We start from the raw sequence: 14,241 nt of genomic DNA, 5'->3' as shown, positions 1-14,241 counted from the left end.
CTATCCACGATAACTCAATGTGAGTAGCATTTAAACAACTGGACATCTATTATCCACAAATATTAATTAATTTCAACTCATAGTTAACATATAAGTTACATGTGTTTAGTAACTTACATTATAACATTTCAATGGCATATTTGTCAATACTAATGTATATTATTTAACCACTATGAATATTAATTCAAACCAGGAAACTAACCCAGACAATTGCCAAAGTGGTCAATAACCATAAGATATATCTACTCACATCACCATTTTGTACTTTGCTTAAAACTCCACCTACATAATTTATCCCATAGCCAATAACAGGATAAATATCTCGATCTACGTGGTCATGTTCATGAGGTTCAATAATATCATGGGCCAACTTAAAGATAATCAAAGCTAATAACATAGGTTGTAAACTCTTCCACATATAGCTTAAAGAAAAGTAATCAGCTTGAACTCCTAAATTAAATAGATCAGTTATTACATTTGGCATTAAGCCAACAGCAATTATTGTACCTGCAACAAATAACATACTACCAAGCATTAATTTATTTGGCTTTCTCTTAACTTCAACTTCTCTTTTCCTAAAGAATCCAAAATACATAACCTTTAGAAAAGACAATGTAGTTCCTATTCCAGCTACAAATAACCCCCATACCAAAATAGGATCACTTGATGCATTTTTAATCAAGATTTTACTTACGTGCCCACTCAAAAATGGTGCTCCAGCAATAGCTAAAGAAGCTATTACTCCACAGAAAGTAGTAATTGGTAATTTTTTAGATAATCCTCCTAAGTCAATCAAATCCTCTTTATCTGTAGAATAAATTACTGTTCCAATTACCATAAATAATAAACCTTTATATAGGATATTGTTTGTTAAGTGTAACATCCCTCCTGCTATTCCATACGAATTTCTTACCCCTATACCTACTATCATATAACCTATCTGACTGACAATATGATAAGATAATAGCTTTCTAACCTCTGTTTGTTGCAAAGCAAATAAAACTCCTACAATAGCCGTAACTACTCCCGCATATTGTACACTTACCGCTCCTAACAAACGATACAAAGCATAAACTCCCACTTTTGTAGTATAAGCTGATAAGAGAACACTAATATGAAACGGAACATTAGAGTAGTTTCTAGGCAGCCACGTGTGAAACCCAACAAAAGCCAACTTAATCGCTACTGCTAAAATAAAGAATGGCAACCCGTACTCAACAGTTCTCAAAAGAATACTTCCTGTTATACTATAATTCATCAAAACTCCCCATAGCAGACTAACTCCACCTACTAGATGCATTAGAAAATAATAGTAGCTTGTCTGTTCTGTAATAGGTTTAGTTCGATCAAATATTAAAAAGTAAGAACTAATTGTCATTACTTCCCAGAAAAAATAGAAAGAAAATAAATCTCCAGCAAACAAGACAGCTAAAGAACCTCCTACATAAATATGGGAGAGAACATAAAACTTTTTATCTGAAAAGACCAAAGAATAAATCATAGTACACAACCCAAAAAAAGCAAAGACTACTCCTACTAATCTACTAATATTATTAACATTAACAAGAATTAAATCTAAGTCCAAAAAAGCCACTTTCATTCCTTCACCCACGGGCAAATTGTAAATCCATAATAATCCAATTGCCGAGATCATAACTGCCAAAAAGTCTCTCAATTTACCTTTGGTAAAGTATAGAATTACTGCTCCTAGCAGATATATAAATCCAGGATTAACCACTTAATTTACCTCCCTAATAAAAGATTAATATAGTTGCTGCTATCTAGTAAAAACTTCGGAATATTTTCAAGTAGTACCAATGATAAGCCAGGAATAATTCCCATTACTAAACAAGAAGCTGCTAATACATAAGTCGGCACTCTCAATTTCCAATCGATTGGTTTTACTTCTAATTCCCTATCTGCCTTTGAATATAATGCCTTAATTAGTTTCAAATAATAAGCTAAAGATAATAAACTACCAACTGGAATAAAGAAAGCTGCAACTATATACTCTGTTTCCCACGCTGCTTGTAAAATCAACCATTTACTGATAAAACCATTAAACGGTGGTAGTCCAATAATGGCTAAAGTGGCAATAACAAAAGCAAAAGAAACCTTCGGCATAGAAAAACCTAACCCTCTTAAATCATCTATTTTAGAAGCACCAACAGTATAACTAAAGATTCCAACTCCTAAAAAGAGTGTTGCTTTCATTAGACCATCATTAAATATATGATAACTACCTGCTATAATTCCACTTTCCGTTCCTAAACCAATAGCTAATAAAATATATCCTATCTGAGCAATACTTGAATAACCTAGTAATCGTTTCAAATTTTCTTGCTGATAAGCCAATATATGAGCAACTAAAAATGTTGCAACACCCCAATAGATCAAAACTTGACCTATTCCAGCAGTCATTCCAAACAATAAATATGCGATTCTGATAAATGCATATAAAGATGCTTTGATTACTATACCAGATGATAAAGCATTAAAACTAGCTGGAGCACCACAGTAAACATCCGGTAACCAAGCATGCAATGGAACTAAACAGAACTTTGTTCCAAATCCAATTAAGAAGAAAACAAAAATAGTTTGTCTAACTAGCATAGGTGCATCCCCAAAGTTAGCTGCAACTTGAGCAAAATTCAAAGCTCCTGTTACTTGATAAGTCAAGATAATAGCCAGTAGTACAAAAGTTCCACTCACCATTCCCATCACCAAGTACTTAAATGCACCTTCAAAACTTGCTTCCTCTTCCTTGATAGCAACCAAAGCATAAGAAGTAATAGAAACAATTTCAAAAAAGACATATAAGTTAAATAAATCTGCCGTTAATGACATACCCATTACTCCAGCAATCAATAAAAATGATAAGACATAATACTTCAATTCATGAAAATCAATATAAACTAAAGAATAGATTATCACAGCATATGCCAAAACTCCAATCAACAAAGCCATCATCGCTGAAAAAGAATCTATAACTAATGAAATCCCTAATAAATTATCCCAATTACCCAAATGATAAACAATTGGTCTTTGCATTGCTTCCCTTACTACACTCATTATTAATGCTAAGTGAACAGTAGCACTTATAACAGTAATGACTTTCACCATTTTCTTACTGAACATTTTAATAATCCCCAAACTAAATGCAGTAAGAAGTGGCAGTACTATTAACAATACAGCTGTATCCATTTTTTACCCCCTATCCAATATATCCTTAACCTTTTAATTCTTTAATCTCATCAATATATAATGTGTTATATCTGTTGTAAATTTTGATTATTAAAGCTAACATTAACGCCGTTGTACCAGCTCCAATTACAATAGCTGTTAAAGATAATGCTTGTGGAATAGGATCAACAATCAAATCGTAGGCTTGAGCATCGACATCCAAAATTGGAGCAGTTCCACCTGGCCTGTAGCTGAAAACGATAAATAATAAAATTATTGCTGACTCCATTACACCAATTCCCATCGCAATCTTAATTAAATTTTTATGGGTTAAAATTATATATAATCCCAATCCAAACAATACTGCAATTGCTAAAAATGTTGTTTCCACTTTACTCCTCCTTTATCAAGCTATTAAACATAATTGATAAACCAGCTGCTACTTTCAACCCAGTCATTAGATTGATATGAGGTATAATTCCTGAACTGATTAGATCTCCAGGAACTCCTAAGTCAAAACCAGCTTTAGCATTGGCTAAAAAGTTTCCTCCCATCATAATCCCAAGTAATCCAAGTAACACAAAGCCCATTGCACCAAAGCTTTCCATAAATGACTTAATTCTCGGTCTAACCTGTCTATCTGAATATCTAATTCCGAAAGTAATCGTAATTAAGATTGTAATTACAGCTAAAATCACACCACCAGCAAAACCACCACCTGGTGAAATATGTCCATAAGCAATTATATAAGATCCAATTACAAATAAAAAAGGAATTAATAAACTGGTAGTCTGCTGCATAATTATAGAAAACCGAGCCGAAATCATACTGGCCGTTTGCTTAGGAACTAAAAAAGCAATCGTTGATGCTACAGCAAAAATAACTGTTGCTTCCCCTAAGGTATCAAAAGCACGATAATCAAATAAAATAGCAGTTACTAAGTTAAGTGCTTTTGTTTCCTCAACTCCGTAATTAATATAGTGTTCACTTAGATCATAATCTGCCGTCGATAAGCTTAAGAAAGTCATCAATAACAAACTACTCAGTATTACTACTACAACCAAACTAGCAAACTTTCTCATTCAATCCCCTCCAACTTATTGATCGTTACTATAAAAAAGCCTGTACTAATACCACTAGAAACTATCACCTCTACTAAAGCAACATCAGGTGCTTGTAAAATTATAAATAAAACTATTAAGTTAGCACTAAAAATAGATAAAGCAATTATCGAATTTAATAAATTATGCGTAAATAACGCATATGCGGCAGATATAACCATAAAGAATAATAGAAAGTTATAGATAATTTCCATCATAGATTATCACCTAATTCCATTTCTCTCAGTTCATCCTTAACTACTTCTTTAGGCTTAAGTCCTACTTTATGAGCTGCTCGAGCAATAGCATGAGATGTAGCAGGGTTTGTCAAGACTAAGAACGCCGATAATAACAGCAGTTTAAATGAATCAAAAATTCTCCCTTCTAAAAACATCAAACCAGCTAAACCAGCTAACATAAATAAAGCACCACCAGTTAAACATTTGGAACTGGCATGCAATCTAGTATAAAAATCTGGAAACCTTAACATGGCTATTGCTGTTATAACAAAAAAGAAGGTTCCAATAATAATGAGAAGATTACTTAGTAACTGAATTAATAAACTAATTGCTCTTCCCTCCCTTTTTCTCTTCAAAGTATTTGGCCATAATTAGTACTTCAACAAAGAGCAATAAACCAAATATAAATGCAACATCAACAAATACTGAACGCTCAAAGTAAATACTTAACAAGACCAAAATTGACAAAAACATAGCTCCTATCGCATCTGCGGCGGCAATTCTATCAAAAACGGTTGGCCCTTTTACTAATCGATAAAAAATCGCTATGGCAGAAGCTAAAATTACTAGTATTACTACTTCAATCATTTAAACGCCCTCCTAATAGCCGTCTCCAGGCTACCAAACATTTTTTCTCTTAAATCATCTTTATCCTCAGCTTCAATAATATCTAGAGAATGAATATAAAATACTTTTTCACCTGGATCAAGTTCAACAGTTAATGTCCCAGGAGTTAGAGTAATAGAATTCCCTAAAATAGTCATCATAACCAGCTTATTCTCTTCTTCTACAATTGTAGGCACCTTCTCAATAGCAGGCTTAAAAGAGAGTTTTGGTTGAAGAGCTAACCTAGCCACTGCAATACTAGAAATAATTATTTCCTTTGCTAATGTGATCACAAAAGCAATAAAATAAAAGAACCTAACAATAATATTTTTAGATACATGTCTTGTAAAATAACTATGGATGATCAACACCGCTACGTAGGATATTATAAGACCCAATAACAATGCACTTAAAGATATATCACCAGATAAAATAATCCATGTAATGTATAATAAAATAACAGTAAATATATCTTCTACAGCCCTTAATTTGAACATGTTTAGTAAATCTTTTAAACTTTTCATTAAATCATCCTTTCCTCCTTTACAATTAACCGAGTTCTTTTTAATGGCTTTTATCAAGCTAATTTTATCACTTTTTACACTCTTGTGCAAGAAAGCTACTATCAAATTCATTTGTCTAAAAATTATTCTTCTAATTTTTCTCTTAAAATTTGATTGACTATTTGTGGATTAGCTTTACCTCTAGTAGCTTGCATTGTTTGACCTACTAAAAAACCTATTACATTTTTATTACCACCATGATAATCTTCTACTGCTGATTGATTATCAGCTAATACTCCTTCAATTATTCCTTCTAACTCACTTGTATCACTGATCTGTTTTAAACCCTTCTCTTCTACTATTGTATCCGGATCTTTACCAGTAGTAAACATCTCTTCAAATACAGTTTTAGCAATCTTACTTGAAATAGTTCCATCATCCATCATCTGTAACATCTTAGCTAAATCTTGTGGCATAAATTTAACCTCTGTAATTGATACTTCCTCTTCATTTAATAACCTTAAAAACTCTCCCATCATCCAATTACTTACTGCTTTAGCATTTTCATAATCTACTACAACAGCTTCAAAGAAATCAGCTATTTCACGATCAGCAGTAATTACCCTTGCATCATAAGCTGGAATTTCTAACTCTTCTATATATCTCTTCTGGCGTACATCTGGTAATTCAGGTAAAGTATCTTTAATCTCAGCTACCCACTGATCATCAACAATAACAGGAACCAAATCAGGTTCTGGGAAGTAACGATAATCATGAGCTTCCTCTTTAGTCCTCATTGGAATAGTCTTACCTGTTTCATCATCCCAAGTCAGTGTCCCTTGAATGATCTCTCCTCCTGATTCTAATACCTTCTTCTGTCGCTTAGGCTCATAGATTAAAGCCCTCTCAATAGCTTTAAAAGAATTCATGTTTTTAAGTTCAGTTCTAGTACCTAATTTATTAGAGCCAGTTGGAGCTATGGAAACATTTACATCAGCTCGCATTGAACCTTGAGACATCTCACAATCAGATACTCCGATATACTCTAACACTGTCTTTAACTTTTTAAGATAAGCAATGGCTTGAGCAGGAGAATGGATATCTGGCTCACTTACTATTTCAATTAAAGGAGTTCCTACACGATTATAATCTACAAGACTGGAATTAGCCTGAGCAATATCACCAGCATGAGTTAATTTTCCTGCATCCTCTTCTAAGTGAATTCTTGTAATCCCTATGGTTACTTCTTCATCTTCATCTTCAGGCTGGATTACAACCTCCCCTTTTTCACAGAAGGGTAGGTCAAATTGAGAAATTTGATAAGCTTTAGGTAGATCTGCATAAAAGTAATTCTTACGATCAAACTTACTAAAGGTTCCTATTTCACAATTCAAAGCAAGTCCAGCTTTAATAATATACTCTACCGCTCTTTCATTTAAAACAGGTAATGTCCCCGGTAATCCTAAACAGATTGGACATGTATGAGTATTTGGCTCAGCACCAAATTCATTTTTACAACCGCAAAATATCTTTGTATTTGTATCCAATTGAGCATGAACCTCTAATCCAATCGTTATTTTATAATCATCTAACATCAATTACACCTCCGCTTATTTAGCTGTTGAAATTATAAATTCGGTCTCTTCTTATGGAATTCAGTTGCCTGTTCAAAAGCATAAGCAACCTGTAATATCTTCTCTTCAGCAAAGTGGTCTCCAATAATCTGTAATCCAATCGGTAAACCTTCATTATCTAAACCACAGAGCATAGATAAGGCAGGAATGCCTGCTAAATTAATTGGAATAGTACAAATATCAGATAAATACATCTGTAATGGATCGTTTGATTTATCACCAACTTTAAAAGCTGTTGTTGGAGAAGTTGGTGAAATTAAGACATCATACTCCTCAAATGCCTTTTCAAAATCATCTTTTATTAAAGTCCTCACCTTTTGAGCTTTCTTATAGTAGGCATCATAATAACCAGAACTTAAAGCATAAGTTCCTAACATAATTCTTCGCTTAACTTCATCTCCAAAACCTTCTTGCCTTGTCTTTTTATACATCTCAACCAACCCGTTTGCTTCTTCACTACGATATCCATAACGTACTCCATCATAACGGGCCAAATTTGAACTTGCCTCTGCAGGAGCAATCAAATAGTAAGCAGATAAAGCATAATCAGTATGTGGTAAAGAAACCTCTTCGTATTCTGCTCCTAGCTCCTCTAATTTATGAATTGCATTCCAGACTGCTTCTTTAACCTCTTCATCGATTCCATCACCAAAATACTCTACCGGAACACCAATCTTCAGCCCCTCAACATCTTCCTTTAGACTTGCAGTATAATCTGGAACTTCAACATCAGCAGATGTAGAATCATATTGATCATAACCTGCTATGTAATTTAGGGCCAACGCACAATCCCTAATATCCTTAGTAAAAGGGCCAATCTGATCTAAAGATGAAGCAAAGGCTACTAGTCCAAAGCGTGATACCAGGCCATAAGTTGGCTTCATACCAACAATTCCACAAAAAGATGCTGGTTGACGGATAGAACCACCCGTGTCAGAACCTAAAGCAATCGTTGCCTCACCAGCAGCAACAGCAGCAGCAGAACCCCCACTTGAACCACCTGGAACATATTCTAAATTCCATGGATTTTTTGTCGTCTTAATTCCAGAGTTCTCAGTTGAAGAACCCATCGCAAATTCATCCATATTTGTCTTACCTGTCATAACAACATCTTCAGCCGCTAACTTCTTAACAACAGTAGCATCATACGGCGGTTTATACCCATCTAAGATCTGTGATGAACAACTAGTCTCTATTCCTTTCGTTGACATATTATCCTTAAAAGCAATCGGAATCCCTGCCAACGGGCCAACCTCTTCACCATTAGCTATCTTTTGATCAACTTGTTTAGCTTGCTCTAAAGCCTCTTCTTTAGTTACTGTTACATAAGCTTGTACATCATCTTCAACTTCAGCAATCCGATCATAAATCGATTCTACTATATCTTGCACCTTAATTTCTCCCTGCTCCAATTTTTCATGAAGTTGATGAGCAGTTAATTGATAAAGTTCCATTTCTTCCCCTCCTTGTAAATAAGTTTACAATTTAAAATTGACAATTGATAATTAAATTCAAAATATAAATACCAAAAACGAACACTATAAACCTCTTAGCATTAAGTGATTTTAACTTAAAACTTTTAATTATCAATTGCATTAATGATTATTCCACAATCTGTGGCACCTTAAACATTCCTTTGTCCTTGTCAGGAGCATTGGCTAAAGTATCTTCCCGCTCCAATGACTCTCTGACCTCATCTTTTCTAAAGACATTCTTGATTGGTAATGCATGAGCTGTCGGCTCCACATCTTCTGTATCAAGTTCATTCAATTTTTCAGCATGCTCTAAAATATCACTCAGTTGATTAGCAAAGACTTCTTTTTCTTCCTCACTGACTTCCAAACGAGCTAGATGTGCAATCTTTTCTACAGTCTCTTGATCAATCTTCATTATCAAACACTCCCTTCTTTGATTATAATTACTCTAAAGTGAAACCTGTTTGATATATTGTGTCACTTTTCCTTTATAAAAATCACACTCAAAACCATGTTTACGAAAAAATTAAAAATCAAACTTTCTTCCGTGCTACCTTTTTTCTTGATAAAAAAGTAGCCAAAAAATCAAGACGAATTTGAATTTGTGCAACTATTAAAATCAAATCTCTCTTACTTAAAACATTAAGATCAATCTGTAAAATTATCTGCCCTTATCGCAGTCGCATAATTCTTCCAATAAAATCAAAACCCTACAATCTAAAATTTAATCATTAAGGACATTTTGCAGTAATATCTATATTTTTAACAAATTATTATTTTAAATTAGTGTTAATTTGCGTTCATTCGTGGTTCCCTGTTTTTTTGAAAGTGCCACAATATTGTAATAAACCTAACTTTAAGGTTAATTAACACCGTTTAATCAACAATTAATTATTATATCATATGGGATTTTTAACCGCAACAGGAGCAGTTCAGGATTAATCTTCACTAATCAATATCTTTTCAATTACATCCCCTGCTCTAATCTGATCAATCACATCAAGCCCTTCTACTACCTTACCAAAGCAAGTATGCTTACCATCTAAATGGGCAGTTCTCTCTCGACCATGACAGATGAAAAATTGTGATCCACCTGTATTCGAGCCAGCATGGGCCATTGATAGTACACCTCTTTCATGATACTGTTTATCTCCATCTACCTCACAATCAATAGTGTAGCCTGGCCCACCAGCACCAGTTCCCTCAGGACAGCCACCCTGAATCACAAAATTAGGAATTACTCTATGAAAAGTTAAATCATCATAGAATCCTTCCTCAGCTAATTTACAAAAGTTGTTCGCTGTATTTGGTGTCGCCTCATCATAAAGTTCAACCTTCATTGTCCCTTTTTCAGTTTTAATCTCTGCAGTTCTCAATTAAAAGCCCCCTTTAATTATTTAATATTTAACATTTAATCTTCAATTATTTCTTTGAACTCTTCTTCACTCAAAATTTCAACCCCTAAATCTTGTGCTTGCTGATACTTAGAACCAGGATTATCTCCTACAACTAAATAATCTGTCTGTCCACTGACTGAGCTGGTAACTTTACCACCTAATTCAGTAATTACTCCTTTGGCTTCTGAGCGAGTGAAGTCAGCTAACTTACCTGTCAGTACAAACTTCTTCTCTTCTAATAAATCATCCTGCTCTGCTTGTCTAGATTCTAAGTTAACTCCAGCCTGCCTTAACTTCTTGATAATTTCTAAACTCTCCTGCTGAGAAAAATAAGTAACAATACTTTGAGCAATCTTAGGGCCAACGCCATCAATCGCCATTAACTCCTTTTTAGTAGCTTCCATAATCTCATCTAAATCACTGAAATTTTCTGCTAAATTTCGGGCTACTTCACTACCTACATGATGAATCCCTAAACCAAATAAGAGCCGAGCTAAGCTATTATCCTTACTCTTTTCTATCGCATCAAGTAGATTCTGACTTGACTTTTGGCCCATCCGCTCTAATTCAACCAACTCTTTTTGGTGAAGATAATACAAATCAGCAAGGTCAGCTATCAAACCATTCTCTAACAGTTTCTTAACTAAAGACTCTCCTAATCCCTCTATGTTCATTGCCCCTCGTTTAGCAAAGTGTTTGATCTTTTCTTCGGTTCTTGAAGGACAATTATTATTGATACACCTATGTTCAGCACCTACTTTACTGATTTCACCTTGACAGATAGGACAGCTTTGGGGTAGATGATAACTCTCTTGTTGACCATTTCGTTCTTTAACAAGAACTTCAACCACCTGTGGGATTATATCGCCACTCTTTTCTATAATTACCCGATCGCCAATCCTGACATCCTTCTCTTCAATATAATCTTGATTATGTAATGTAGCTCGACTGACTTCTGAACCATCTAACAATACAGGTTCTAAGACTGCAGTCGGAGTCAAAGCCCCTGTTCTACCAACCGTGACTTCAATACCTTTAACTTCAGTCTCTTGTTGTTGAGCAGGAAACTTATAAGCCATCGCCCAGCGGGGATGTTTAGCAGTTGCCCCTAATTGCTCCCTTAAACTCAGCTGATTAACCTTAATTACAATACCATCAATTTCATAGTTAAGTTCTTCTCGCTTAGTAGTCCACTTTTGACAATACTCAATTACCTCTTCAATCTCACTACAGACTTGGCGAGCAGGATTGATCTTAAAGCCTAATTCCTCTAAATAATCAAGCCGCTCACTATGTGTCTTAAACTGTTGGCCCTCAATATATGTACTATCATAAATAAATATATCCAAAGGTCTTCGAGCAGCCACCTTAGGATCAAGTTGACGAACAGAACCAGCTGCCGCATTACGGGGGTTGGCAAAAGTACCTAGTTCTTCTTTTTTTCGCCACTGATTCAACTTTAAAAACCGATCCTTAGGTATAAAAACTTCACCTCTAACCTCTAGATCTAACTGACTATCCAAGTTGAGTGGAATACTTTTAATCGTTCTAATATTGTGGGTTATATCTTCTCCGATTATTCCATTTCCACGGGTCGCAGCTTGAACCAACCTTCCTTCTTCATAAAGCAAAGAGGTAGATAAACCATCAATTTTTAATTCTACCACATATTTAACCTTTTCTCCAATTATTTTCTGCACTCGCTGGTCAAAATCATATAACTCTTGCTCAGAAAAAGACTTAGCTAAGCTTAACAATGGTATCTGATGCTCAACCTTTTTAAACTGATCAATCGCCTCTCCTCCTACTCTCTGGGTAGGAGAATTAGGCGTCACTAATTCTGGATACTCTTCTTCAAGTTTGATTAATTGTTGCATCAGTTGATCATATTCTTGATCAGAAATTTGCGGTTGATCTAAGACAAAATAATAATGATTATGCCTTCTGATCTCAGATCTTAAATTCTCAATCTTTTGCTTAATACCTTCCATTTATTCCACCTCAAAACTACCACTAATTTTTAGTATGTTCAATTTATAAACAAGCATACATCACCATTATTAATTTAAAGATTAAATCTTAAACTCCTTTCTTTTTCTTAAATAAAAAAAGCTCTGGAGAAATTCTCCAGAGCTTTTTTGACTATCCAAAATATCTATCTAAAAGACCTTTCAACATCATAGCATGGCGGGCCTCATCTTTAGCTGACTCATCAAAATAATCATGTGCCGGATCAATATCCTCTTCTTTAGCTGTAACCGCAGCTTGCCTTTTACCTTTATTAGCTCCTTGTTCTCCCTTTAGCATCTTCTCTAAATTCTCCTGTGTAGAACCAATCATACCATTTAATTCTGCAAATCTAGCTGCATGCTCAGCCTCTTCCCAAGCAATCCTTTTTAAAACTTCTGCAACTTCAGGATAACCTTCTCTCTGCGCTTGGCGAGCCATCGCTAAGTATAACCCTGCCTCTTGCGTCTCCCCATTAAAATTCATCTCTACTGCATCCTCTAACTTAGTTCCTTTCGTTACACCCAATTTGTTTTCTACTGCAAATTCCATTTTAAATTCCTCCTTTTAATTCTTAATTATTATTTACTTACCTTAAAAATTTATTCTTTAAAATCAAGTCCATCCCACGGTTTAACCTTCCCATATAGCATTATCTGTAATGCTTCACGAGTATTATTTAAAAAACACTTCTCTGTATGATAAACTCCACATTCCTGACAACAATCATGTACTGCATCATAAATTTTTTCTAATTCATCTCGCTCAAACTTTGTAAATTCATCTTGATCATAATCTCTAAAACTCTCTTTTTTGAACTTTTCATCAAGTCTGTCTTCATATTTGCTATAATTCAATAAATTCTTTTTAGATTTATGTAATAAACAACTAGCACACCTTTTATCATTACAATTATCACAAGCCTCACTCGCTAAATTATAAGCCTTTAACACCTTAATCTTAGGAATCTCAAACAATTTAATCACCTCGTTGTTATTAGTAATTGTTACTATTAACAGTATACTGAATTATCTTCTTTTTGTCAAGGAAAAACCAGAAAAAGTTTCCAAGATAATTTCAGATCAAAAAAAGAGCCTATTTTTAGGCTCTTTTTTAATCTAAATTAAGTTGTTAAGTAGTCTGATAAAACAGGAATAATCTGTTTCTTTCTTGATAAAACTCCATCTAAATAGACTTCAGAACGATCGACTTCCACATCAAAAGCTTCGTTTATTGTCTGTTCTGCTGCTGGAGTGAATAATAATAAACTTCCTTCTGCTAAAATATCTGTCACCATTAAAATTAAAAACTTATAATTATTTTCAACTACTAATTTCTCACTAGCAGCTAAAATGTCAGCTTTAATTCCATCTACTTCAGCTAAATCCATTACCTCAATTTGTCCAACACCGATCGTCTCACCAGCAAACTTATACTCCTTATAATCATTTTGAACCAACTCTATTGGAGACAGTTTAGTAACTACTGAACCTGCTTTGAATAACTCTCTACCATACTCCTCAACATCAACTCCTAACTGCTTTGCTAAAACTGTTGCCATCTCTTCATCTTCAGAAGTAGAAGTTGGCGAACGAAAAATTACTGTATCAGATAGAATAGCTGATAATAATAAACCCGCTATATTATCTGTTATCTCTACATCATTTTCTCGATATAGCTTAGTAATAATTGTACAAGTACAACCAACTGGCTCATTTCTAAAATAGATCGGCTTTCCTGTTTCTACATCACCAATTCTATGATGATCAACTACTTCTAATAACTCTGCCTCATCTAATCCATTGATCGATTGACTTACTTCATTGTGATCAACCAAAATCAGCTGATCATCTGCACCAACCTCTTTTTTTAATGTTGGCCCATCAACTTCAAACTTCTCTAATACAAATTCAGTTTCAGAATTGATCTTACCAGTCCTAATTGCTGTTGCTTCTACTCCTAACTCCTGCTTTAAATTAGCATACGCAATAGCAGCACAGATAGAATCTGTATCAGGGTTTTGATGTCCCACTACATAAATACTCATTTTTATTCCTCCCTATAATATAATTTACTATGTACAATTTAAAATTAATA

Annotated in this window: 16 protein-coding genes; all 16 read right to left on the bottom strand. The window is 34.3% G+C overall.

Translation table 11 applies throughout. From position 1 onward, the window contains the following. Positions 1–184: 184 nt before the first annotated feature. The 16 genes from ACKF5P_RS00935 to ACKF5P_RS00860 all read right to left on the bottom strand — a co-directional run bounded on the left by ACKF5P_RS00935 (position 185) and on the right by ACKF5P_RS00860 (position 14,191). A complete protein-coding gene (locus ACKF5P_RS00935) occupies positions 185–1,738 on the bottom strand; it encodes a proton-conducting transporter membrane subunit (protein WP_408955640.1) in 1,554 nt (517 codons plus the stop codon). 5 nt (positions 1,739–1,743) lie between these two features. Then, complete coding sequence (locus ACKF5P_RS00930) at positions 1,744–3,204, bottom strand: complex I subunit 5 family protein (protein ID WP_408955639.1); 1,461 nt, start codon at positions 3,202–3,204, stop codon at positions 1,744–1,746. Between the two features lie 25 nt (positions 3,205–3,229). Then, positions 3,230–3,574, bottom strand: a complete 345-nt coding sequence (locus tag ACKF5P_RS00925; RefSeq protein WP_408955638.1) for a sodium:proton antiporter — start codon at positions 3,572–3,574, stop codon at positions 3,230–3,232. Position 3,575: 1 nt separating this feature from the next. Further along, positions 3,576–4,265, bottom strand: a complete 690-nt coding sequence (mbhE, locus tag ACKF5P_RS00920; protein ID WP_408955637.1) for a hydrogen gas-evolving membrane-bound hydrogenase subunit E — start codon at positions 4,263–4,265, stop codon at positions 3,576–3,578. Beyond that, a complete protein-coding gene (locus tag ACKF5P_RS00915; protein ID WP_408955636.1) occupies positions 4,262–4,498 on the bottom strand; it encodes a Na(+)/H(+) antiporter subunit B in 237 nt (78 codons plus the stop codon). The genes mbhE and ACKF5P_RS00915 overlap by 4 nt, the downstream gene beginning before the upstream one ends. Beyond that, positions 4,498–4,809 (bottom strand): monovalent cation/H(+) antiporter subunit G, encoded by a 312-nt coding sequence (mnhG, locus tag ACKF5P_RS00910; protein WP_408956609.1) that lies wholly within the window; start codon positions 4,807–4,809, stop codon positions 4,498–4,500. Before mnhG ends, ACKF5P_RS00915 begins: the two co-directional genes overlap by 1 nt. Before the next feature lie 37 nt (positions 4,810–4,846). Continuing rightward, positions 4,847–5,110, bottom strand: a complete 264-nt coding sequence (locus tag ACKF5P_RS00905) for a monovalent cation/H+ antiporter complex subunit F (protein WP_408955635.1) — start codon at positions 5,108–5,110, stop codon at positions 4,847–4,849. Continuing rightward, positions 5,107–5,652 carry a Na+/H+ antiporter subunit E gene (locus tag ACKF5P_RS00900; RefSeq protein ID WP_408955634.1) on the bottom strand — a complete coding sequence of 182 codons (546 nt, stop codon included), beginning with the start codon at positions 5,650–5,652 and terminating at the stop codon, positions 5,107–5,109. Before ACKF5P_RS00900 ends, ACKF5P_RS00905 begins: the two co-directional genes overlap by 4 nt. A 122-nt stretch (positions 5,653–5,774) precedes the next feature. Continuing rightward, positions 5,775–7,226 (bottom strand): Asp-tRNA(Asn)/Glu-tRNA(Gln) amidotransferase subunit GatB, encoded by a 1,452-nt coding sequence (gene gatB, locus ACKF5P_RS00895; protein ID WP_408955633.1) that lies wholly within the window; start codon positions 7,224–7,226, stop codon positions 5,775–5,777. Between the two features lie 32 nt (positions 7,227–7,258). Then, positions 7,259–8,719 (bottom strand): Asp-tRNA(Asn)/Glu-tRNA(Gln) amidotransferase subunit GatA, encoded by a 1,461-nt coding sequence (gatA, locus tag ACKF5P_RS00890; RefSeq protein WP_408955632.1) that lies wholly within the window; start codon positions 8,717–8,719, stop codon positions 7,259–7,261. A 148-nt stretch (positions 8,720–8,867) separates the two neighbouring features. Beyond that, positions 8,868–9,155 (bottom strand): Asp-tRNA(Asn)/Glu-tRNA(Gln) amidotransferase subunit GatC, encoded by a 288-nt coding sequence (gatC, locus tag ACKF5P_RS00885; protein ID WP_408955631.1) that lies wholly within the window; start codon positions 9,153–9,155, stop codon positions 8,868–8,870. Positions 9,156–9,678: 523 nt separating this feature from the next. Continuing rightward, positions 9,679–10,116, bottom strand: a complete 438-nt coding sequence (locus ACKF5P_RS00880; protein ID WP_408955630.1) for a peptidylprolyl isomerase — start codon at positions 10,114–10,116, stop codon at positions 9,679–9,681. Between the two features lie 35 nt (positions 10,117–10,151). Beyond that, a complete protein-coding gene (gene ligA / locus ACKF5P_RS00875) occupies positions 10,152–12,128 on the bottom strand; it encodes an NAD-dependent DNA ligase LigA (protein WP_408955629.1) in 1,977 nt (658 codons plus the stop codon). Positions 12,129–12,279: 151 nt separating this feature from the next. Then, positions 12,280–12,696 carry a ferritin-like domain-containing protein gene (locus ACKF5P_RS00870; RefSeq protein WP_408955628.1) on the bottom strand — a complete coding sequence of 139 codons (417 nt, stop codon included), beginning with the start codon at positions 12,694–12,696 and terminating at the stop codon, positions 12,280–12,282. 50 nt (positions 12,697–12,746) lie between these two features. Beyond that, complete coding sequence (locus tag ACKF5P_RS00865) at positions 12,747–13,121, bottom strand: hypothetical protein (RefSeq protein ID WP_408955627.1); 375 nt, start codon at positions 13,119–13,121, stop codon at positions 12,747–12,749. Between the two features lie 146 nt (positions 13,122–13,267). After that, entirely contained in the window at positions 13,268–14,191 is a 924-nt protein-coding gene (locus ACKF5P_RS00860) for a manganese-dependent inorganic pyrophosphatase (RefSeq protein ID WP_408955626.1), read from the bottom strand. Between the last annotated feature and the right edge of the window lie 50 nt (positions 14,192–14,241).

The organism is Natroniella sp. ANB-PHB2 (assembly GCF_046097105.1).
GTDB lineage: Bacteria > Bacillota > Halanaerobiia > Halobacteroidales > Halobacteroidaceae > Natroniella.
The sequence above is the reverse complement of the archived record's forward strand: the minus strand, read 5'-3'. Positions and strand labels throughout refer to the sequence as shown.